Origin of the sequence: Pigmentiphaga sp. CHJ604 (assembly GCF_036972535.1) — a bacterium.
Classification (GTDB): domain Bacteria; phylum Pseudomonadota; class Gammaproteobacteria; order Burkholderiales; family Burkholderiaceae_B; genus Pigmentiphaga; species Pigmentiphaga daeguensis.
In genome coordinates this window covers 1,110,616-1,132,274 of sequence record NZ_CP136998.1, presented here as the reverse complement: position 1 = coordinate 1,132,274, position 21,659 = coordinate 1,110,616, and the positions used below count along the sequence as shown (strand labels likewise).

Below are 21,659 nucleotides of genomic sequence, written 5' to 3'. Positions count from 1 at the left end.
GCCCCAAGGCGGGTCCCGGCCCCCTTGGGGGGCTGCCGCGCAGCGGCCGGGGGCTCACCATGTCGGGCGCGCGCGGCGCGTAGGGGGACCAGCGTTATGGCAAAATCGAAGCAAGGACCAGTTCGTCCACCCCTATTTCCAATGACCACACCGAACAAACCCGCTCCCGCTCCAGCCACCAATTTCCTGCGCAATATCGTCGAGGCCGATCTGGCCGCCGGGCGCTATGCCGAGAAACACTGGGCCGGCCACCCCGGCCCGGCGTCGGACCTGGCCGGCGCTCCGCTGGATCCGGCCCGCATCCGCACGCGCTTTCCGCCCGAGCCGAACGGCTACCTGCACATCGGCCATGCCAAGAGCATCGCCCTGAACTTCGGCCTCGCCCGCGACTATGGCGGCGTCTGCCACCTGCGGCTGGACGACACCAATCCCGAGAAGGAAGAACAGCGCTACGTCGACGCCATCGTCGATGCCGTGCGCTGGCTGGGCTACGACTGGACGGCGTTCGGCACCGAGCACTACTACCACGCCAGCGACTACTTCGACTTCATGTACGAGGCGGCCGAGGCGTTGATCATGGCCGGCCACGCCTACGTGGACGAACAAAGCCCCGAGGAAATCCGCGCCATGCGCGGCACGCTGACCGAAGCCGGCACCGATTCGCCGTGGCGCAGCCGCCCGCCCGAGGAGTCCGTCGCCCGCCTGCGCGAGATGCGCGACGGCAAGCATCCCGACGGCTCAATGGCCCTGCGGGCGAAGATCGACATGGCTTCGCCCAACATGAACCTGCGCGACCCGGTGCTGTACCGGATCCGCCATGCCACGCACCATCGCACGGGCGACAAGTGGTGCATCTACCCGATGTACACCTACGCCCATCCCATCGAGGATGCGCTGGAAGGCATCACCCACAGCATCTGCACGCTGGAATTCGAAGACCAGCGGCCGTTCTACGACTGGCTGCTGAACAACCTGCGCGAGCTGGGCCTGCTGGAGGCGCCCCTGCCCCACCAGCACGAGTTCGCGCGGCTGAACCTGACCTACATCATCACCAGCAAGCGCAAGCTGCTGCAACTGGTCAACGACGGCCACGTCAGCGGCTGGGACGACCCGCGCATGCCCACCATCCTGGGCCTGCGCCGGCGCGGCTATACCCCCGAGGCCATCCAGCTGCTGTGCGAGCGCACCGGCGCCTCGAAGTCGGACTCCTGGATCGACTATTCGCTGCTGGAGCAGGCGCTGCGCGACGACCTGGACCCCAAGGCGCCGCGTACCGTGGCGGTGCTGCGCCCGCTCAAGCTGGTCATCACCAACTATCCGGAAGGCCAAACCGAGGAATGCTCGGCCCCCCGCCATCCCCACCATCCGGAAATGGGCAAGCGGACCTTCCCGTTCGGGCGCGAACTCTGGATCGAGCAGGAGGACTTCGAGGAAACCCCGCCCAAGGGCTTCTTCCGCCTGTTCCCCGGCAACATGGTGCGGCTCAAGTACGGCTACGTGGTCAAGTGCACCGGCTTCGTCAAGGACGAGGCCGGCAAGGTGGTCGAGGTCCAGGCCGAATACCTGCCCGACACCAAGAGCGGCACGCCCGGCGCGGACAGCGTCAAGGTCAAGGGCAACATCACCTGGCTGCACGCCCCCACGGCCGTGCCCGCCGAGATCCGCCTGTACGACCGCCTGTTCACCGAACCCAATCCCAGCGCCGGCGGCAAGGATTTCATCGAGTACCTGAACCCCAACTCGGTCGAGACCATCCAGGGCTACCTGGAACCCGGCACCGACGGCACGCCGGGCACTTCCTACCAGTTCGAACGCTTCGGCTACTTCGTCGCCGACCGCGAAGACTCGTCCACCCTGGCCCCGGTCTTCAACCGCACCACCACGCTCCGCGACACCTGGAAGTAGTCGTCCCCCCCCTACGCGCTGACGCGCGCAAGGAAAGCCCACCCCCTACGCCCTCCGGGCGCCCCCTCAAGGGGGCGATGCGGGTGGACCGGCAAAGCCGGATCCACCGCATCCTGCGGTCTAGAGTTTTTATCTTGGATTGGGGTACCTGTGCTTCGCTGGCTGCCAGCGGTAGCAGCGGTGCATCAAACCAAGAAAGCCGCACTAGACCCAGGAAACCGCGGATCTGGCTCCGCCAGTCTGCTGGTTTCGCCCCCTGGGGGGCGCCCGAAGGGCGTAGGGGGGGGGACCTCCCTAGCCCCGGCGTGGGCGTTAGCGGTTGTGTCGGTGGGGCCGACACAACCGCTAACGCCCACGCCGGGGCGCCTACCGGTAGAATCTGCATTTTGCGCATTTGCGCCGTCCGGCGCCGCCCATGGAAGCCAGTCCCGTACTTGATATCAAGAGCACCTCGCTCTACGCCATCCGCGTGGTGTTGCATTCTTCCGACCTCCAGGCCGTGCTGGCCGCGCTGGACCAGCGGATGGAGGAGGCAGCCGGCTTCTTCGAAGACGAACCGGTGGTCATCGACGCCTCTCGGCTGACCGAACCGCTCGACTGGAACCAATTGGCCGAGGCCCTGAAGCGGCACGGCTTGCCGACCATAGGCATCATGGCTCCGGCGGATCTGGCCGAATCGGCGCGCCAGGCCGGCCTGGCCCTGTTGTCGCTGCCCGCCGCGCCGGCCCGGTCGCCCGCGCCCGAGCCCGAGGCCGCCGCCGAGCCGGAACCCGCGCCAGCCGCCCAGGCGCCGGCTCCCGCCCCCAGCCAGCCGGAAACGCCGCCCGCCACCGAAACCGTGGCCGAGCAGCCGCCCGCGGCGCCGCATGCCGTGCCGACCATGGTCATCGACAAGCCCCTGCGCTCGGGCCAGCGGGTCTACGCCCGCCATGCCGACCTGATCGTCATGGGCGTGGTCAGCCACGGCGCCGAGGTCATCGCCGACGGCAACATCCATGTCTACGGCCCGCTGCGCGGCAAGGCCATGGCCGGCGCCCGCGGCGACACCAAGGCACGCATCTATACCACCCGGCTCGAAGCCGAGCTGGTCGCCGTCGCCGGCGTGTACCGCACGCTGACCACGGCGCTTTCCCCCGACATCCAGGACAAACCGGCATTGATCCGCCTCGACGGCGAGAAATTGCTGGTCGAACCGTTGCCCATCTAACTCATAAGGACCCACTCCCCATGGCACGTATCGTTGTCGTGACTTCAGGCAAAGGCGGCGTCGGCAAGACCACCACCAGCGCCAGTTTCGCTGCAGGGCTGGCGCTGCGCGGCCACAAGACGGCAGTCATCGATTTCGACGTCGGCCTGCGCAACCTCGATCTCATCATGGGTTGCGAGCGCCGCGTGGTCTACGACCTGATCAACGTCATCCAGGGCGAAGCCACCCTGAACCAGGCCCTGATCCGCGACAAGCAGCTCGACAACCTCTACATCCTGCCGGCCTCGCAAACGCGCGACAAGGATGCCCTGACGCAGGAAGGGGTCGAGAAGGTCATGGAAGGGCTGAAGGAAATGGACTTCGCCTACATCGTCTGCGATTCGCCCGCGGGCATCGAATCGGGCGCGCTGATGGCGGCCTACTTCGCCGACGACGCGCTGGTCGTGACCAACCCGGAAGTCTCGTCGGTGCGCGATTCGGACCGCATCCTGGGCATCCTGTCGGCCAAGTCGCGCCGCGCCGTCAACAGCGAGGAACCGGTCAAGGAACACCTGCTCCTGACGCGCTACAACGCCAAGCGCGTGGCCGACGGCGAAATGCTGTCGCTCAAGGACGTCGAGGACATCCTGCGCATCAAGCTGATCGGCGTCATTCCCGAATCCGAAGACGTGCTGCAAGCCTCGAACCAGGGCCTGCCCGCCATCCACCTGAAGGGTACCTCGGTGGCCGAAGCCTACCAGGACGTCGTCGCCCGCTACCTGGGCGAGGACAAACCGCTGCGTTTCGTCGATTACGAAAAGCCCGGCCTGTTCAAGCGTCTGTTCGGAGGGAAATAATCGATGTCGCTGCTCTCCTTTTTCCTAGGACAGAAAAAGCCGCCGTCGGCCGGTGTCGCCAAGGAACGGTTGCAGATCATTCTTGCCCACGAACGATCGGGCTCCGGCGCCTCGGCCGATTACCTGCCGCAATTGCAGAAGGAGCTGGTGGCCGTCATCTCGAAGTACGTCAAGATCAATCCGGACGACATCAAGGTGAACCTGGAGCGCCAGGACACGCTGGAAGTGCTGGAAGTCAAGATCGAGATGCCTTCGGCGACCTGATGCCGCCCGGCTCGCGCGGCCCCGGCGTCCCCGCGCCGGCGGCCCGCCAGAATGCCTCGGCCGCGGCGGGTTCGGCCGCGCCGCGGCGGTACAGGCGGATGTCCAGCTCGATGCGCCAGGACGGTTCCCCCGCCTCCATCAGTTTTCCCTCGCCCAGTTCGTCGCGGACCAGACTGGCCGGCAGCCAGGCGACGCCACGGCCGCTGCGCGCCATCGATTGCAGCACCGTCGCCAGGTGCGCCGTCACCGCCACATCCGCCCGCAACCGTGCCAGCGCGGCTCCATGCACGGCCCGGACGATGCGCCCCAGGCCCGATTCCGCGCTGTACGCCAGGATGGGCACGCGCTTGCCCGACGTCCCGCCCAGCACGAAACGCGGCCGGCCTTGCCGGTCCGGCGCGCAAACCGGCAGCAGCACGTCGTCGCCCACCTTGATGGACGGATAGGCCGAGGCGTCCAGCCGGGCCGGGGCCTGCTCGTGCGCGTGGCACAGGAAGAACTGCGCCCGCCCCTGGGTCATCAGCGCCTCGCATTGCTGGGCGACGTCCGACACCAGCTGTATGGGCCCCAGGCTCAGGCCGGACTCCAGGCCACGCAGCCAGTCGGGCAGGAAGGTCAGCGACAGGGCATGCGTGGCCGCGAAGCGCAGCGTGGCCGAGCTGGCCTGCGCCACCCGGCGGGCCTCGTCGGGGATGCGCTCCACGCGCGCCAGCATGTCCTGGGCCGTGGTCCGGAACCACAGCCCCGTCTCCGTCAGGGTGACGGGATGCGTGGCCCGGTCGAACAGCGTCACGCCCAGCCATTCCTCCAGCATGCGTATGCGGCGGCTGAAGGCCGGCTGCGTCATGTGCCGCAGCTCGGCCGCGCGCGAGAAGTTGCCGCACTCGGCCAGGACCAGGAAATCTTCCAGCCAGATCAGGTTCATGGCCGATGCTTACAGAGCATGGAAAAAGAGAAAACTAGCATTGGCCGCCCGATGCGGCAAACGGCATGATACGTCCATGCAGCCGGCCTTCCGCCCGGCCCTCCTGGAGTTTCCATGTCCGTGCGCATTCTCGAAATCCGCGAAGTCACCAAGCCCATTTCCTCGCCCATCCGCAACGCCTACATCGACTTCACGAAGATGACCAGCAGCCTCGTGGCCGTGGTCACCGACGCGGTGCGCGACGGCAAGCGCGTGATCGGCTACGGCTTCAATTCCAACGGCCGCTACGGCCAGGGCGGGCTGATCCGCGAACGCTTCGCGCCCCGCATCCTCGAAGCCGACCCGAAGTCGCTGCTGAACGATGCCGGCACCAACCTGGACCCGCACCGCGTCTGGGCCGCCGCGATGTCCAACGAGAAACCCGGCGGCCACGGCGAACGCTCGGTGGCCGTGGGCACGATAGACATGGCCGTCTGGGACGCCGTCGCCAAGATCGAAGGCAAGCCCCTGTTCCGCCTGCTGGCTGAACGCCATGGCGTGACGGCCGATCCGCGCGTGTTCGTCTACGCCGCGGGCGGCTACTACTACCCCGGCAAGGATTTGTCGGCCCTGCGCGCCGAGATGCGTTCATACCTCGACCGCGGCTACAACGTGGTCAAGATGAAGATAGGCGGCGCCTCCATCGACGAGGACCGCCGGCGCATCGAGGCGGCATTGGCCGAGATCGAGGGCCGCGGGCAACTGGCGGTGGACGCCAACGGGCGCTTCGACCTGGACACCGCCATCGCCTACGCGAAGATGCTGCGCGACTACCCCCTGTTCTGGTACGAAGAGGCCGGCGATCCGCTGGACTACGCCTTGCAGGCCGCGCTGGCCGAATACTACCCGGGCCCCATGGCCACCGGCGAGAACCTGTTCAGCCACCAGGACGCCCGCAACCTGATCCGCTACGGCGGCATGCGGCCGGACCGCGACTGGCTGCAGTTCGATTGCGCGCTGTCCTACGGCCTGGTCGAATACGAGCGCACGCTGCAAGTGCTGCGCACGCACGGCTGGTCGCCCCGCCGCTGCATCCCCCACGGCGGGCACCAGATGTCGCTGAACATCGCCGCCGGCCTGGGCCTGGGCGGCAACGAAAGCTATCCGGACCTGTTCCAACCCTACGGCGGCTTCCCCGACGGCGTCCGGGTCCAGGACGGACACATCGTCATGCCCGAGCTGCCGGGCATCGGCTTCGAGGGCAAGAGCGACCTGTACGCGGAAATGCGGCGGCTGGCGGAGTAGATCCGCCAGTCCGCTCCTTGCGTTTACAGATCGCCCTCAGTGATCGACGTGCTCTTGCCCGAGGAAGACTTGACGGAGATCGTCGTGACGCCCTTGTCCGAAGTGGCGATGGTCGTATCGACGGTCTCGGCGTCGGTCTTGGCGCGCAGGCCGCCGCTGATCAGCTCGCCGAAAGCGATCCGGGCCACGACCGGCGAAGTCAACGACACCCGGTAGTCGAACTCGCCCAGCGGCGAGCGGGAACCCTTGGCCCGGTAGTCGACCTTGGTCATCGTGTCGGTGTCCGTGGCATGGTCGGTGCTGAATTCGGAGGCATACTCGCTGATCTCCATCGACACGCCGCTCTCGGTCAGCTTGACCGCGCCCGAGATCTTCAGGGTGCTCGTGCCGTCGTCGGTGTCCGGAGCGCCACCGGGCGTGGTAGCCGCCTTCAGCACGAAATCGCCGTCCAGCGTAGTGTCGTCGTCCACTTTCATGCCGCGGAACGGAAACGTCATCGTCGCCGCGGCCGGCTCGTCGTTATCGAAGATGTCGCCGCTGACGTCGCTGAACGTGACGGTCGTCTTGCCAGTCAGCACCACGTCATCGTCATCGCACCGGTCGAACTGGATGTCGACCTTGTCGCCGTTGCCCGGGATGGGGCCGCTACTGGCCCGAGTAAGCGTGGCCGTATAGGTGCCGCCGTCGTCACAAGGCTGGGGACCGCTCGGCGCACCATCGTCCAGGAAGCTGAGCGCCTGGCCGGCTGCGGATATCGTAACCTGCGGCACGCCCAGGCTGATACCTATCACATCGAAGGCGAGCTCCTGGAGCTGCTTCTCGGAATAGGTAGGCTTGGCGGGATCGTCGCTGCCGCCACAGGCGGCCAGCAGTGCCAGCGCGACAGCGGCGCCGGTGGTTTTCAGGACATGGTGCATCGGGATTCCCCCTGGGTGTTTTCTTGGAATGGCTTGAGGCCATCTGCATCCTAGGAGGCGTACGTTCTTACGACAATCCTCCAAATTGAGGAATTCCCGTTCGCTGAAATGCTCCTGGCGGGGATAGACATATCATCCGCGACCCGGCGCAAATGGCAGGAGCGAATGCTTACTCTTTTCGGAGCTGGCCTGGTAAGGTGATGGAAACACGAAGCCCTCCCAGATCCGGGGAGCGCGAGAAACCGATCACGCCCCGATAGGCCTCGACCAGATCCCGGGCGATCGCCAGCCCGAAACCGGTACCCGGGCGGGACTCGTCCCAGCGGCGGCCCCGCTCGATGCGCAGGGCCTCGTCCTCGGGCAACCCCGGGCCGTCGTCCTCGATGACCAGCGTCCAGTCCCGCTCGCCGGCCTGGCGGGCCACCAGCCGGATCTGGCTGTGGGCCCACTTGCGCGCGTTGTCCAGCAGGTTGCCGAGTATCTCCATCAGGTCGCCCTCGTCTCCCGCGAAGCAGAGCCCCTTGGCGACGTCGGCGTCCCAGTCCAGCGACTGCGCGCCGGGCAACGTCTGCAGCGCGCGCAGGGTCTTGTTCACGGCGTCGCCGACCGGCGTCGAACGATACCCGAGCGCGGCCGCCATGCCGGCGCGAGCGCGCGCCAGCGTGCGGTCGACCTGGCGCCGCATGGCGCCGACCTGCTCGTCGATCTCGTCCGCCAGCGCTGCCTGCCCGCCGTCGCGGGCGCGGCGTGCCGCCGCCGCCATGACGGCCAGCGGCGTCTTCAACCCATGCGCCAGGTCGCCTGCCTGGGTGCGTGCACGTTCGAGCGAAGCGTCATGGAACGCCAGCAACCGGTTCAGTTCATCCACCACCGGCTGGACCTCGTCAGGCACGCCGCGCGGCAGCTCGCGGCCATGTCCGCTGCGCACCGCCTGCAGGTGGGCCTGCAGGTCGCGGAAGGGGCGCAGCGCCAGATGGATGAACCCCGCCATGGCGATGATGAGAAGCAGGCCCAGCCCGACCAGCGAAGGAACCAGCAGGCTCAGGAACGAACGGCGCTCGGCCTGCAGGTCGACACGGTCCAGCGCCACCAGCAAGTGGACCCGCGCATCGGTGGCTGTATCGTTCAGGACGATGGTGCGTTCGATCGACAACAGGCGCGAATGCTCCGGACCGTCGATCCAGCGCGCGCGCAAGGGGCGCCCTGGCGGCGTATCGATGGTGGGCAGCGCCTCGTCCCATAGCGAACGCGAACGCAGCTGCTGGCGCCGGGGCCCGTCGATCTGCCAGTACAGGCCGCCATAAGGCTGCTCGAAGCGCGGATCGCTCGGGGCCGCCTCCAGGCCCATCGTTCCGTCGCCTTCCAGGCGGACTTGCGCGGCCAGCGCCTTCAGGTACAGGGCCAGCTCGGCGACCGCGCGCCGCTCCATCTGGCGGTCGAAGATCAGCGTGAGCCCGACGCCCCCCGCCGCCAGCGCCAGCAGGATCATCAGCGCCGCGGCGCACCCCAGCCGGACCAGCAGCGAACGGCGGCTCATCGGGCGTCGTCGGGAATCAGATAGCCGTGGCCCCGCCGCGTCTCGATCAGGTCGACCCCCAGCTTGCGGCGCAGCCGGGCGACCAGCGCCTCGATGGCATTGGTGTCCCGGTCGCTGCCGGTTTCGTAGATGTGCTCGATCAGCTCGCTCTGCGACAGCACGCGGCCCGGGTGGTGCAGGAAATAGGCCAGCAGCCGGTATTCCAGCGAAGACAGCGTCATCGCGGCCCCATGCACGGTAACCAGCCGGGTCCGGGTGTCGATTTCCACGGGCCCGGCGCGCAGTATGGCCGACGATTGGCCCGCCGCGCGCCGCGTGATCGCGCGCAGCCGGGCCAGCATTTCTTCCATCTGGAAGGGCTTGGCCAGGTAGTCGTCGGCGCCGGCGTCGATGCCCTCGACCTTGTCGCGCCAGCCGTCGCGCGCCGTGAGGATCAGTACCGGGGTGGCGATGTCCGCCGCGCGCAGCCGTTTCAGGACGGTCAATCCGTCCAGCTTGGGCAGGCCCAGGTCGAGCACGATGGCATCGTAGTCTTCGGTGCCGGCCCGGAACCACGCGGTTTCGCCGTCGGCCGCCTCGTCCACGGCATAGTGCGCGCGCTCCAGCCCGGTACGGATATCGGCCGCGATGCGCGGCTCGTCTTCGACTACCAGTATGCGCATGTCTACTTGATCTTCAGGATTTCCAGGGTGCGGGCATCGATTTCGAGCTTCTTGCGCCGGCCGCTGGGTGGCAGGACCTTGACTTCGTAGACCCAGATTCCATCTTCGCGGTCGAGCTCGATCTCAATGATATCGCCGGGCACCTTGTCGCGCACCACGCCCAGCACATCGGACAGCGGGCGGATCTCGCCATGCACCAGCGCTTCGCGCGCGCAGTCCTGATCCCGCCTGCAGCGGTCGTCGCGGGCCAGGGCCGGAGCCATGGCGCAGGAGAGCGCCGCCGCGAGCAGGATCGCGGACAGGCGGGGGGAACGGCTGGATATTGCAGACATGGGCGGCACACTAACAGTCGCTGGCTGATAAAACGCTGACATCGGCGGTCAGGAACGCGAGGCGGGGGATGGCTATTCTGCCAGCCATGGACAACCCGCCAACACCAACGAGGAACACCATGCGCCTGCTGCCCGCCCTGACCATCGCCCTTGCCGCCACCGCCTCCTACGCCACCGCCGCCCAGGCCGCCGACAAGTGCGCCTATGTGCCCCACGACCGCTGGGTTCCCATCGACCAGGCCATACGCAAGGCCGAATCGCTGGGCTACGAAGTGCGCGAGGTCGAACGGGACGACGGCTGCTGGGAAGTCGAAGGCTTCGACAAGAACGGCGCCAAGATCAAACTGTACCTGGATCCGGCCACGGGCGAGGTGGTCAAGCCCTCGGACTGGCTGCCCCGCAGGAGCCGCCAATGATGGCCTCCCCTTCTGTCTGCCGCACGATAGCCTCGAGGAAAAATGCCGTGAACCAGCCCGCGTTCTCCGACAGCAGCGACGCCAGCCTGTTCGACGTCCAGCATGCTCCCGGCACCATCGGCGCCGACGCCGTCCTGCGCGGCCGGATCGAGTCGGCGCTGGCCGACCTCGGCCGGGCGCGCGAGGAATGCTTCGGCTACGCGGCCTATGGCGCGGTGGTGGCGGGGCTCAAGCGCGACTTCGCCATTCCGTCGTACCTACCGTGGACGGACATCTGGAACTGGCCCGCCGATCGGGCCGACGAAATCCTGAACTACCTGCACGGCCGCCACGCCGAGACCCTGGGACGGCCGGCGCAGCGGCGTTCAGCGTAAGGCGTAGTGCACCATGCGCGCCAGCGGCGGCTCGATGCCGTTCAGCACGCGAGCGGGCAGGTTCAGCGGCTTGAGGAACATCTTCACGCTCATGTCGGCGCTGACGTTGCGCTGGACCAGGCGCCGCGCATCGGCATTGATGCGATCGATCCATGCCTTGTCGTTCGCATGCTCGGGATGGCGATGGTTCAACACATGGCGGATGGCGCATTCGGCGTCGTCGTTGCGTATCTCCAGCAACCGCCGCACCAGCGCGCCCAGCACCTTCACGCGGCCATTGCCTTCCAGCGTGTTGTAGCGGTTGAAATAAAGATAGAAGTACTTGTAGTGGCGGACCTCATCCGTCCGGATGTTGGTGGTCAACTCGCGCAGCACGGGTTCGGGCGCGTACTCGGCCAGGCTGCGATACAGCGTGGCGGTACCCATTTCGACCACGCAGCGCGCGGCCAACTCGAGGGCGCGCGTGGGTTCGAACTCCTCCAGCGTGCAACGCTTGGAATACTCGCCGAAGAAGCTGTCGAACGCCGCCTGCCAGTCGAAATCGGGCCAGACGTGTTCGATGTAGGCGCGCAGCGCGCGGCCGTGCTGCAGCTCTTCCTGCTCCCAGTGCTGGCCGAGCCAGGTCGCCACATCCTGGTCGTCCCGGTAGTAGTTCACCAGGTTGCGGGTATAGAGGTCGGAACCGCTTTCTATGAACGAAGCGCTGCACAGCAGGTAGAACAGCGTATCGTCGTCCCGCACCAGGCTCCGCTCGATGCGGTTCAGGTCGATATCCTCGAGCCGCCAAGGCATTTCCGTTGCAACAGCGTCCACCGAAAAATCTCCGAAGTTCGCAGTTCATTCTTGCAGCATAAGCCGAATCCGCCCTTGATTCGAGTCCCGACAGGCTTCCGGATGCATCCGCCCGGGGTTACTTTGTGTAATGCTTGTCGAGTTCGTTCACAGACAGTCCGGGGCGAATCTGTCACTGTTAACCCAAGCTGCGGCGCGACGGTCGATGCCGCCAGTACACGACTACGTACTATAGGGAGTCACTCATGAACAAGAATCTCATTGCCAAGCTGATGATCGGTGCTGCCATGGTGGTCTCGGCAGCGGGATGTGCCAGCTGGGACAGCATGTCCAGCCGGCAGAAGAGCACCGTGGTCGGTGCCGGCGTCGGCGGCGTGGCCGGTGCGGCGGTGACTGGCGGCGGCATTCTCGGCACGGTGGGCGGCGCGGCCATCGGTGGCGTGGTCGGCGACCAGATCGGCAAGCGCCGCTGATCCCGGGCCGGCTTCGGCCGGCCGCTTCCAGGCACGACAGCCCCGGCTCCTCGCGGAGATCCGGGGCTGTTGCTTTTATACGACAAGATGTATCAGGATGGCGTGGCGCCTATTCCGGGAGGATGTTGGCCGCCTTCACGACCTCCCGCCACTTGGCCAATTCCGCCTTCGACAGCTCGCCCAGCGCCTGTGCGCTCATCGCGCGCGGCGTCATGCCTTGCTTGAGCAGGGTGCCCCGCACGTCGTCGTTCTCGAGCAGCCGGTTGAAGGCGCCGTTGTAGCGCGCGACCAGTTCGCCCTTCATGCCCTTGGGGCCCCATACCGCGTACCATGCGTCCGCGTCGTAGCGAGGCAGTCCCACGGCCGCCAGCGGAGGCACCGCGGGGTAGGCAGGATCCTGCTCGCGGCGGGACGCGCCCAGGATGACCAGGCGCTTCTCCTGCTGCATGGGCACGGCGACGTGCATGGGCTGGAACATGGCCTTGATGTGGCCGGCCAGCAGGTCGGTCGTGGCGCCGGCCGAACCCTTGTAGGGCACGTGCACCATGTTCAGCCCGAGCTGGGAGACGAGCATCTCCATGCACAGGTGGTGGAAGGTTCCCTTGCCGGGCGAACCGTAGTTGACCGTGCCGGGATGCCGCCGGACATACTCGATGAACTGGGCCAGCGTCGTCACGCCCAGCGACGGATGCACGCACAGCGCGAAGTTGGTCGACCCCAGCATGGCGATGGGCGTGAAGCTGTCGATGACGTCGAACGGCACCGAGGAATAGACCAGCGGCAGCGTGAGCGCCGTGTTCGTGCTGAACGCGATCGTATGGCCGTCGGGCGCGGCCTTGGCGACGGCGCTCAGGCCGATGATGCCGGAGGCGCCCGGCTTGTTCTCGACCACGAAGGTGCGGCCGGTCTGCTCGGCCAGGCGGGGCGAGAACAACCGTGCGCACAGGTCGGGCGTGGTGCCCGGCGTGAAGGGCACCACCACCTGGACGATCTTGTCCGCCAGGCCCAAGTCGTCTCCGGCGGCGACCAGGCGGCCCGGCACGAACGCGCCCGCCGCCAGCGTGGCGATGAACGCCCGGCGTCCGGAAAGGTTTGCGGAATCCTGCATGCTTGTCTCCTCGTTCTGTGTTCGGGATCGTGGCGCCGGCAGCCGCCGGCTATTGGATTTCGTTGGCCCGTCGCACGCTGGCGATCATGGACGAGTTGATCAGGTACTGGCGGTGGGCGTCGGGGTTTGCCACCGTGGCGCGCAATTCGTCCAGGCGTTCGCGGCGAACCTTGGCATCGCGCTCTTCCAACAGGCGCTTGTTGCGTATGGTGATGGCCTGCACGTATTCCACGTTCACCGTCCGGCGCTGGCGATGGTAGCGGTCGAGCAGGTCGTCGGGCGCGCCGTGCAGCATGACCTCGGCCAGCTTGCCGGTCAGGTTCATCGCATCGTGTATGCCGCTGTTCAGCCCCATGCCCCCCAGCGGATTGTTCACGTGGGCGGCGTCGCCGGCCAGGAACACCCGGCGGTCGCGGAAATCCTTGGCGACCCGCTGGTGGACGCGATAGACGCTCTTGTAGGGAATGTCGTAGTCCTGGTCCGGAGACAGGAAGCCCTTGATCTTGCCCTGCACGAAATCCGGCGCCAGCACCTCGGCTTCGTCCATGCCGGGGGCGATCGGGAACGCGATACGCCAGATCGGCGGCGGCCCGTCGTGGGGCTGGATGAAGATCGCGCTCCATTCGTCCGGATCGGCGATGTAGGCGTTGCCGGTATAGCCTTGCTGGCGCAGGTCGTAGCGCGTGGCGAACACCAGGAAACGTTCCGGCCAGGTGAAGCCCTCGAACTCGGTGTCCATGGTCTTGCGCACGATGCTGCGCGCGCCGTCCGCGCCGATCAGGTAGCTGGCGCGGATCTCCTGCCGTCCATCGGGACCGGCCACCTGCACGGTGACGCCGTCGGCGTCCTGCTCATAGCCGGCGCACTGGTGCGCGAACAGCAGGCGCGCGTTGCGGTGTTCGCGCAGCGCCTCGGCCACGATGGCCGACAGCTTGTGCTGTTCCACGTGCAGGCGGAAAGGATACGGCGTCAGGTCGGCGATCATGCCCAGGTCGAACTGGGCCACCAGCCCTTCCTTGCGATCGCGTATCTGCCATTCGGGCACCCGCAGCGCCCGCGACCGCAGCGTTTCGCCTATGCCGAGCGTGTCGAGCATCTCGACCGTGGGCGGATGGAAAGTACCGGCCCGCAGGTCCTGGGGAATGTGGTCCTCGCTTTCCAGGACGACGACGTCCACGCCTTTCTGCGCGAGCGACAGGGCGGCCACCAGGCCCACGGGGCCGGCGCCGGAAATGACGACAGGATGCTGTTGCATGATTCGGTTCTACGATGACTGGAGTGATTCGGATACGGGACAGCCGGTCAATCCCGGCTTTCGCGCCACAAGCCCAGCAGTTCCTGCACCGGACGGTCGGAAAAGCTGAACAGGATCGAGGGTTCCCGCGCCACCAGCCGATGCGCGGTCCAACTGGGGATGACGAAGACGTCGTTGGGCTCGGCCATGAATACGCGATCGTCCAGGACGACCTCGACCCGGCCCTCGAGCACCGTGAACACCGTGCCCGACGAACATCGATAGGATGCCGTGGAGAAATCCCTGGGCAGCAACTGCGCATAGGCGCCCATGGTCGGCATGGGCGAGCCGCCGGTCAGCGGATCCACGTAGCGCAGCTTGTAGCCCAGGTGCGGATCGGGCGCGCCCGCGGCCTGCATGCCCAGCAGCGACTCGCGGGTGCGCTCGTACGGATAGCAGAACAGCGGCGAGGCGCGATTGGCCGGCGGCGTCCAATCCACCGGGGCGAGCCCGTTGCCATAGCGCAGCAGGCTGTCTCCCACCGGACGGCGCAGCTCCTGGCGGTCCTCGGACGAGGCCTCGGCGAAGCTGGCGTCCAGCATGGCGACCAGTTGCACGTCCAGTCCGTCGAGCCAGATCATCGGGGCGTCGCTGTCGTTGCCGTGGTCATGCCAGGTCCATGACGGCGTGGTGACGAAATCGCCGCGCCGCATGATGGTCTTCTCGCCCTCGACCGACGTATAGGCGCCGCTGCCTTCCAGGATCAGGCGCATCGCGGCCTGGCTGTGCCGATGGGCGCGCGCCACTTCGCCCGGCAGGATGGCCTGCAGGCCGGCGTACAGCGAGGTCGTGATGGCCGCCTTGCCCCGCAGCCCGGGATTCTCGAGGATGAGCACGCGGCGCTCGGCTTCCTCGGCGGTGATGAGCGAGGTCGCCTCGGTCAGGTAGGGCCGCACCTTGCCGTACGACCAGTGGGCCGGCTGGCAATCGGAACGCGGCGTCCGCGTGACCAGGTTATGCAGCTGTTCCCACAGCGGCGCGAGATTGTCGGCGCCGATGCGGGCGTAGAACGCCTCGCGTTCGGCCCGCGTTGCCGCGGCTGCCGGTTCTTGCCTGGAATCGTTCATGTGTCTCCTCCGCCCTGCGGCGTCTCCGGCGGCGCTCAGCGCACCGCCACGTCCATCTCGCCCAGACCCTCGATGCGGGCATGCATGACGTCGCCCGGCTGCACCGTGTTCACGCCCTCGGGCGTGCCGGTCATGATGACGTCGCCCGGATACAGGGTGTAGACGTGCGAGGCCACTTCGATCAGTTCGGCGATGCCGGTGATGAGGTCGCGCGTATTGGCGCGCTGGCGGGGCTCGCCGTTGACGTCGATCGAGAAATCCAGATTGCCCGGATCGGCGATCTCGTCCGCCGTCACCAGCCAGGGGCCGAGCACGGTATAGCTGTCCGCCGACTTGCGATAGCTGCGATCCTCGGTACCGCGCACGGTCATGTCCAGGCCGATGCAGTAGCCGGCCACGTAGCCCATGGCGTCGGCGGCCGGAATGTCCTTGCCCTGCTTGCCGATCACCACCGCGAGTTCCACCTCGTGGTCGTTGCGCCTGCCCGGGAAGGCGATGCGCACGCCCTGGCTCGCGCCCACCACCGACTGCGCCGATTTCAGGAACACGCCGAACTTGGCGACCGGGCTCTTGAAGCCTTCGTAGTGGGCGATGTGCACGTTGTTGTGGATCTGGGAATCGGCCAGCGACTCGTCCACGTGGGCATGGTAGTTCAGCGGCGCGGCGATGACCTTGGACGGCGTGGCGACCGGGCTCAGCAGCCGGACGTCGGCCAGGCGCCGCGTGGCGGCGCCGGCCTTGGCGGCCTGGATGGCGGGAATCAGTTCGCCCAACCGTTCGATGAACAGATCGCCGGGCGGCACGGGCCAGGCCAGCGCGGGCAGTTGGTCTTTCACGGACGACACGTCGTAGACGGTGTCTCCTTCCACGAGGCCGATCCGGCCTTCGTCGTAGCGGCAAATCTTCATTTGGTCTCCGGTGCCGCTGGGCGGCGGCCATGAAAAATTTTGAGCACGTTCAATTTTAGGGAAACCGGGGGCCGCTAGTCAAGGCGGATGGATCCGATGGATCGCACATTGCGGACGCTTGCGCATCCCCTTGTTGGGGGATGCAGCGGCACGCACCGCAACCTCATACTCCGCCTATCCACAACATGCGCGGCGGAACCGCGCGATTTCACGGGGGAACCTGACATGAAGAAGCACATCAAGACAGCCGGCTCCGTTCTCGCCCTGGCCATCCTGGCCGCCTGTGGCGGGGGCGATGGGAGTTCGAGCGGTTCGGGAGGGAGCGGCGGCGGGGACGGAGGCGGAAGTGGCGGCGGCACGCCGGCCCCCCTGTACACCAAGCAGCAGATGGAATGGGCCGGCCATGAGAGCTTCTACACCTCGGTAGGCGTCACCCAGATCCCCGGCTTGATTGCCCAGGCGAGCCTGGGTTTCGTCCGCTATGCCGTCGAGCACGACATCACGACGGATTCGGAAGAATGCGACGGCGACTCGCCCGGCACGGTTACCGCCACGTTCACCGATGGCAATGGCAACCACAAGATCGACAACGGCGACAAGGTCACCTTCAAGCTCGTCAACTGCCGTGGCCCGGTCGGGGATGAGCTGGTCGATGGCACGGTCACCATCACCTACAGCAACGTGACCGGCGACCTCCTGGACGGATCGGCATCTTCCGGCGCCACCATGACCATCCCGCTGGCGGACTTCAAGCTGGACGGCAGCGAGACCCTGAACGGGACGGTCGTCATCGACTACGCACGTGACACCAAGGATACGGTGGACGACAGCGACGACACACTTTCGGTCCAGACCACAGCCGATCAACTGGACATCGGCTACTCCCAGGACGGCAAGAGCTACGCCACGCGCATCGAAGACTATTCCAGCGATTACACCTATGGGAGCGAAACCCGGCTGTACACATTCTCGGCCATCGGCTATCGCACCAGCGGAACGGACCCCCTGCTGGGCGCGTTCAACCACACCGTCAAGATGACCACGCCCCTCGTCTATTGGCGTGATCTGGGCGACGGTTCACCCGACGCGGGAGCATTCGAGACGAAAACCCCTGGTGAAACCATCACGACGACGATCGTCTTGACGGACACCGAGGATCTGGTCGAAATCAAGTCGACCTCCGGCCTTTCGTCGAAAATGGATTTCGCCGCCTTCGACGATCTCTGAGCCTTCCCCGCGAGCATCCCCGCGTCTTCCGCTAGCGGCCCGGTTTCCTCCGGGCCGCTTTTCGTCGGAAGCAGGACTTTAGTCCAATGTGCCGCGCCATCGGCGCTGGCAAGATGCCCTCCACTATTTCCATCGGGGGCGGGGAGCGTCATGAAACCGGGACTGAAGACGGCCGGCGCGCTGGCATTGACGGCACTGCTGGGCGCGTGCGGCGGGGGCGGCGGGGGCGGCGGAGCCGAGAGCAAGAACGACACCCCGCCACCGATGACCCAGGGCGAACTGCGCATGTTTTCCAGCAGCGCCTACACCACGGGACTTTTCCTGCCGTATTTCGCGCTGGGCTACGTCAACGCCCTGATCACCCATGTCGGCGACGGCATGCCCGAAGGGCCGCAGCCGTGCGCGGAGGGGAAAGGCAGCCGCACCTCTGTCTACACCGATGCCGACCATGACGGGAAAATCAGCGCCGGCGACTCGTTGGCGATAGACATGACCGATTGCGCCACGCGGGGCCTGGGCGAGGCGCTGAACGGGCAGGTCAGGATCCTGGTGCGGGAAGTCCAGGGCGATCTTGTCGACGGGTTCAACACCTCGGGCGTCTTCACGCTTGAAGCCCCTGACCTGGCGCTCTCGGCCAACGAATCGATCGCCGGCACGCTGCAAGTCCGGTTCGAACAGACCACCCACGACATACCCGAGGACTCGGCCACGCCCGACGACATCGAGGAGATCCTGAACATCAGCCAGTCCGGTGGCGATTTCAAGGTCCGCTACACGGAAGATGGCAAGACCTATGGCAATGCGATCAGCGACTATGCCGCCGAATCGCACTACCTGTACGCCACCGGGACCGAACGCTATACCGCGCTGCAATTCTCCAGCCGCGGGCAAAGCGTCAACGTCGGCGACTTCGAGCAGCGCACGAAGCTGATCGACCCGCTGGTCTTCGTCCATGCCGAAGACGGCGGCGCGCCAGGCCCGATCTCCGGCCGCTTTACCGTGGAGACCCGGGGGGAAACGATCACGACCACGTTCAGCAGCCCAGCCGCGGGCGCTAGCAACGTACTGATCGAATCTTCGTCCGGCGTGCGGTGGAGCGGCTCGTCCGACGACGGCGAGCTTTAAGGCCTGTTCACGCTAGAAGGAGGCTCGCACAGGCCGGGAATGGACCCCTGTCTTCGATCGCTGAAAGCATCGGGGCCCGGCCTGCCTGGGCAGGACCGGGCCCCGGAACACGCCGAAGCGTCCGTTACTTCAGCGGCTTGAACCGCACCCGCTTGGGCTTGGCGCCTTCCTCGCCCAGGCGGCGCTTCTTGTCGGCCTCGTATTCCTGGTAGTTGCCGTCGAAGAACACCACCTGCGAATCACCCTCGAACGCCAGGATATGCGTGGCGATCCGGTCCAGGAACCAGCGGTCGTGGCTGATCACCATGACGCTGCCGGCAAACTCCAGCAGGGCATCCTCCAGCGCGCGCAGGGTTTCCACGTCCAGGTCGTTGGACGGCTCGTCCAGCAGCAGCAGGTTGCCGCCGGCCAGCAGGGTCTTGGCCAGGTGGAGCCGGCCGCGCTCGCCGCCCGACAGGTTGCCCACGGTCTTGTTCTGGTCGCCGCCCTTGAAGTTGAAGCGGCCCAGGTAGGCGCGCGACGACATCTCGAAGCGCCCCACCGTCAGGATGTCGGCGCCGTCGGCCACGGCGTCGAACACGGTCTTGGTGTCTTCCAGCGCATCGCGCATCTGCTCGACGTAGGCCAGCTTGACGGTCGACCCGCGCACGACTTCACCGCTGTCGGGCTGCTCCTTGCCGGCGATCATGCGGAACAGCGTCGACTTGCCGGCACCGTTGGGGCCGATGATGCCGACGATGGCGCCGGCCGGCACCTTGAAGCTGAGATCGTCGATCAGCAGGCGGTCGCCATAGCCCTTGCTGACGTTCTTGAATTCGATGACCTCGTTGCCCAGGCGCTCGGCCACGGGAATGAAGATCTCGGAGGTCTCGTTGCGCTTCTGGTATTCGTGCGAGCTGAGCTCCTCGAAGCGGGCGATGCGCGCCTTGGACTTGGCCTGGCGCGCCTTGGGGTTCTGGCGCACCCACTCCAGTTCCTTCTTGATGGTCTTCTGGCGGGCGGATTCGTTGGCCTCTTCCTGCTTGAGGCGGTCTTCCTTCTGCTCCAGCCAGGAGCTGTAGTTGCCCTTCCATGGAATGCCGTGACCACGGTCCAGTTCCAGGATCCATTCGGCGGCGTTGTCCAGGAAGTAGCGATCGTGGGTGACCGCGACCACGGTGCCCGGGAACTTCTGCAGGAACTGCTCCAGCCAGTCCACGCTTTCCGCGTCCAGGTGGTTGGTGGGCTCGTCCAGCAGCAGCATGTCGGGCTTGGACAGGAGCAGGCGGCACAACGCCACGCGGCGCTTCTCGCCGCCCGACAGGTGGCCCACCACCGCGTCCCACGGCGGCAGCCGCAGGGCGTCGGCGGCGATTTCGAGCTGGTGCTCGATGTCGTCGTTGCCGCTGCCGCTGCCCGCCGCGATGATGGCCTCGAGCTCGGCCTGCTCGGAGGCCAGCGCGTCGAAGTCGGCATCGGGCTCGGCATAGGCCGCATAAACCTCGTCCAGCCGCTTCTTGGCGGTGAACACGCCTCCCAGCCCGGTCTCGACCGCCTGGCGCACGGTGTGCTCGGGATCGAGCTGCGGCTCCTGGGGCAGGTAGCCGATGCTCAGGTTCGGCATGGGGCGGGCTTCGCCCTCGATGTCCTGGTCCACGCCGGCCATGATCTTGAGCAGCGTGGACTTGCCTGCGCCGTTCAGCCCCAGCACGCCGATCTTGGCGCCCGGGAAGAACGACAGCGAGATGTCGCGCAGGATCTGCCGCTTGGGCGGCACGATCTTGCCGACGCGATTCATGGTGAAAACGTATTGGGCCATGGGTGGACGTACGAAAAGGAAAAAGGGCGCGGGGCCGGCTCGGCCGGCCCCGCTGTGGCGAAGCAGACAGTGTAGGCCGGTTCGCGCGGGAAAGGCGAACCGGCGGCCGCGCTACTCCAGCTTGATGCCGGCCTGCCGGATGATGTCGCGGTTGTTGTCGTACTCGGCGCGGATCAGGCGCGCGAACGCCGCGGCGCTGCCGCCGGTGGGCACGTTGTCGCTGTCGACCAGGCGCGCGCGCAGGTCCGGCTGCGCCAGGGCCTTGTTGATCTCGGCGTTCAGCCGGGCCAGCACCGCCTCGGGCGTGCCCGCCGGCGCGAAGACCCCGAACACCGACATCAGGTTGGCCTTGGGAAAGCCTGCCTCGGCGAAGGTCGGCACGTCGGGCAGGAAATCGATGCGTTCCGGCGCGCCCACGGCCAGCGGCCGCAGCTTGCCGGCCTTGATGTGGCCGTTCAGCACCGGGCCGAGATTGGTGGACAGCAGCTCGAACTGGCCGCCCAGCGCATCGTTCTGCTGCTGGCCGCCGCCCTTGTAGGGAATGTGGGTGATGTCCACGCCGGCCGCGCGCTTGAACTGTTCCAGCGTGATGTGGCCGACCGTGGCCAGGCCCGAGGTGCCCCAGCGCAGCGCGCCCGGGCGGCTGCGCGCCTGCTCGACCACGTCGGCCAGGCTCTTGCCCTGGAACGCCGGCGTGCCCAGCAGCACGACCGGCGAATACATCACGCTGGCGACCGGCGCGATGTCCTTGAACGGATCATAGTTGACCCGGCCCAGCAGCGGGTTCAGCGACAGCGGGCTGATCGAGGAAAATCCGACGGTGTAGCCGTCGGGCGCAGCCTTGGCGACCGCGTCCATGCCCAGCGTGCCGCCGGCGCCGGCCTTGTTCTCGACGATGACGGTCGTGCCGAGCTGGCCGCCGAGCTTGTCGGCCAGGGCGCGCGACACGATGTCGCTGACCCCGCCGGGCGGATAGGCGACGATGATGCGCACGGGCCTGGCGGGCCAGGTCTGGGCCGAGGCGGCGGTGCCGGCCAGCGCCAGCAGGCCGGCGCACAGGGGAAGCAGGATACGGTTCATGGTGGTGGCAAGGGAAGCGGCCGCGACAAAAGCCCCGGATGGCGCGCCGGCGCGGCCCGGCGGACGGCGTCCATTGTAGTGGAGTGCCGCGGCCCGGCCCTTGGTATGCTGTGTCCCAGGACGACTCC

The 21,659-nt window shown here is 66.9% G+C and carries 22 protein-coding genes; 10 read left to right on the top strand and 12 right to left on the bottom strand.

The window, feature by feature from the left end:
- The first annotated feature begins 141 nt into the window (after positions 1 to 141).
- The 4 genes from R4823_RS05525 (at position 142) to minE (ending at position 4,212) form a co-directional block, all read left to right on the top strand.
- Positions 142 to 1,905 carry a glutamine--tRNA ligase/YqeY domain fusion protein gene (locus R4823_RS05525; protein ID WP_087837173.1) on the top strand — a complete coding sequence of 588 codons (1,764 nt, stop codon included), beginning with the start codon at positions 142 to 144 and terminating at the stop codon, positions 1,903 to 1,905.
- Positions 1,906 to 2,320: 415 nt separating this feature from the next.
- Positions 2,321 to 3,112 carry a septum site-determining protein MinC gene (gene minC, locus R4823_RS05520; RefSeq protein WP_087837174.1) on the top strand — a complete coding sequence of 264 codons (792 nt, stop codon included), beginning with the start codon at positions 2,321 to 2,323 and terminating at the stop codon, positions 3,110 to 3,112.
- Positions 3,113 to 3,132: 20 nt separating this feature from the next.
- Positions 3,133 to 3,948 carry a septum site-determining protein MinD gene (minD, locus tag R4823_RS05515; protein WP_087837175.1) on the top strand — a complete coding sequence of 272 codons (816 nt, stop codon included), beginning with the start codon at positions 3,133 to 3,135 and terminating at the stop codon, positions 3,946 to 3,948.
- A gap of 3 nt (positions 3,949 to 3,951) precedes the next feature.
- On the top strand, positions 3,952 to 4,212 hold the full coding sequence (minE, locus tag R4823_RS05510; RefSeq protein ID WP_087837176.1) for a cell division topological specificity factor MinE: 261 nt from the start codon (positions 3,952 to 3,954) through the stop codon (positions 4,210 to 4,212).
- Here minE and R4823_RS05505 read toward each other — a convergent pair.
- Positions 4,184 to 5,137: a LysR family transcriptional regulator gene (locus tag R4823_RS05505; protein ID WP_087837177.1), complete on the bottom strand. Its 954-nt coding sequence runs from the start codon at positions 5,135 to 5,137 to the stop codon at positions 4,184 to 4,186. The two genes, minE and R4823_RS05505, sit on opposite strands and share 29 nt — an antisense overlap.
- Before the next feature lie 114 nt (positions 5,138 to 5,251).
- Here R4823_RS05505 and R4823_RS05500 point away from each other — a divergent pair, with 114 nt between their 5' ends.
- A complete protein-coding gene (locus R4823_RS05500) occupies positions 5,252 to 6,421 on the top strand; it encodes a mandelate racemase/muconate lactonizing enzyme family protein (protein WP_087837178.1) in 1,170 nt (389 codons plus the stop codon).
- Positions 6,422 to 6,444: 23 nt separating this feature from the next.
- Here R4823_RS05500 and R4823_RS05495 read toward each other — a convergent pair whose 3' ends face one another.
- The 4 genes from R4823_RS05495 to R4823_RS05480 all read right to left on the bottom strand — a co-directional run bounded on the left by R4823_RS05495 (position 6,445) and on the right by R4823_RS05480 (position 9,869).
- Positions 6,445 to 7,338, bottom strand: coding sequence for a hypothetical protein (locus R4823_RS05495; protein WP_087837179.1), 894 nt, complete (start codon positions 7,336 to 7,338; stop codon positions 6,445 to 6,447).
- 169 nt (positions 7,339 to 7,507) lie between these two features.
- Positions 7,508 to 8,875, bottom strand: coding sequence for a HAMP domain-containing sensor histidine kinase (locus R4823_RS05490; RefSeq protein WP_338617821.1), 1,368 nt, complete (start codon positions 8,873 to 8,875; stop codon positions 7,508 to 7,510).
- Positions 8,872 to 9,537 carry a response regulator transcription factor gene (locus R4823_RS05485; RefSeq protein ID WP_338617818.1) on the bottom strand — a complete coding sequence of 222 codons (666 nt, stop codon included), beginning with the start codon at positions 9,535 to 9,537 and terminating at the stop codon, positions 8,872 to 8,874. The genes R4823_RS05490 and R4823_RS05485 overlap by 4 nt, the downstream gene beginning before the upstream one ends.
- A gap of 2 nt (positions 9,538 to 9,539) precedes the next feature.
- A complete protein-coding gene (locus R4823_RS05480) occupies positions 9,540 to 9,869 on the bottom strand; it encodes a PepSY domain-containing protein (protein WP_087837288.1) in 330 nt (109 codons plus the stop codon).
- Between the two features lie 119 nt (positions 9,870 to 9,988).
- Between R4823_RS05480 and R4823_RS05475 the strand changes: the two genes are divergently transcribed.
- Both R4823_RS05475 and R4823_RS05470 read left to right on the top strand, forming a co-directional pair.
- The gene (locus R4823_RS05475; RefSeq protein WP_087837182.1) at positions 9,989 to 10,285 is read left to right on the top strand and encodes a PepSY domain-containing protein; all 297 of its coding nucleotides are present in this window, start codon (positions 9,989 to 9,991) and stop codon (positions 10,283 to 10,285) included.
- Between the two features lie 47 nt (positions 10,286 to 10,332).
- A complete protein-coding gene (locus R4823_RS05470; RefSeq protein WP_087837183.1) occupies positions 10,333 to 10,659 on the top strand; it encodes a hypothetical protein in 327 nt (108 codons plus the stop codon).
- Here R4823_RS05470 and R4823_RS05465 read toward each other — a convergent pair.
- A complete protein-coding gene (locus R4823_RS05465; RefSeq protein ID WP_338619119.1) occupies positions 10,651 to 11,451 on the bottom strand; it encodes a ferritin-like domain-containing protein in 801 nt (266 codons plus the stop codon). The two genes, R4823_RS05470 and R4823_RS05465, sit on opposite strands and share 9 nt — an antisense overlap.
- Before the next feature lie 245 nt (positions 11,452 to 11,696).
- Here R4823_RS05465 and R4823_RS05460 point away from each other — a divergent pair, with 245 nt between their 5' ends.
- Entirely contained in the window at positions 11,697 to 11,924 is a 228-nt protein-coding gene (locus R4823_RS05460; protein WP_087837185.1) for a glycine zipper 2TM domain-containing protein, read from the top strand.
- A gap of 109 nt (positions 11,925 to 12,033) precedes the next feature.
- Here the strand turns inward: R4823_RS05460 and R4823_RS05455 are convergent, their stop codons facing one another.
- The 4 genes from R4823_RS05455 to R4823_RS05440 are packed head-to-tail and all read right to left on the bottom strand — an operon-like array spanning position 12,034 to position 16,301.
- Entirely contained in the window at positions 12,034 to 13,032 is a 999-nt protein-coding gene (locus tag R4823_RS05455; RefSeq protein WP_087837186.1) for a tripartite tricarboxylate transporter substrate binding protein, read from the bottom strand.
- Between the two features lie 49 nt (positions 13,033 to 13,081).
- Entirely contained in the window at positions 13,082 to 14,287 is a 1,206-nt protein-coding gene (locus tag R4823_RS05450; RefSeq protein ID WP_087837187.1) for an FAD-dependent monooxygenase, read from the bottom strand.
- Positions 14,288 to 14,334: 47 nt separating this feature from the next.
- Positions 14,335 to 15,393, bottom strand: a complete 1,059-nt coding sequence (gtdA, locus tag R4823_RS05445) for a gentisate 1,2-dioxygenase (RefSeq protein WP_087837188.1) — start codon at positions 15,391 to 15,393, stop codon at positions 14,335 to 14,337.
- Positions 15,394 to 15,428: 35 nt separating this feature from the next.
- Positions 15,429 to 16,301: a fumarylacetoacetate hydrolase family protein gene (locus R4823_RS05440; RefSeq protein WP_087837189.1), complete on the bottom strand. Its 873-nt coding sequence runs from the start codon at positions 16,299 to 16,301 to the stop codon at positions 15,429 to 15,431.
- A gap of 225 nt (positions 16,302 to 16,526) precedes the next feature.
- Between R4823_RS05440 and R4823_RS05435 the strand changes: the two genes are divergently transcribed.
- Together R4823_RS05435 and R4823_RS05430 are read left to right on the top strand one after the other, a co-directional pair.
- A complete protein-coding gene (locus R4823_RS05435; RefSeq protein WP_087837190.1) occupies positions 16,527 to 17,528 on the top strand; it encodes a hypothetical protein in 1,002 nt (333 codons plus the stop codon).
- A gap of 150 nt (positions 17,529 to 17,678) precedes the next feature.
- Positions 17,679 to 18,653 carry a hypothetical protein gene (locus tag R4823_RS05430; RefSeq protein ID WP_338617807.1) on the top strand — a complete coding sequence of 325 codons (975 nt, stop codon included), beginning with the start codon at positions 17,679 to 17,681 and terminating at the stop codon, positions 18,651 to 18,653.
- 124 nt (positions 18,654 to 18,777) lie between these two features.
- Here the strand turns inward: R4823_RS05430 and ettA are convergent, their stop codons facing one another.
- A complete protein-coding gene (gene ettA, locus R4823_RS05425; RefSeq protein ID WP_087837192.1) occupies positions 18,778 to 20,451 on the bottom strand; it encodes an energy-dependent translational throttle protein EttA in 1,674 nt (557 codons plus the stop codon).
- Positions 20,452 to 20,562: 111 nt separating this feature from the next.
- The gene (locus tag R4823_RS05420; RefSeq protein WP_279817814.1) at positions 20,563 to 21,531 is read right to left on the bottom strand and encodes a tripartite tricarboxylate transporter substrate binding protein; all 969 of its coding nucleotides are present in this window, start codon (positions 21,529 to 21,531) and stop codon (positions 20,563 to 20,565) included.
- Positions 21,532 to 21,659: the final 128 nt, after the last annotated feature.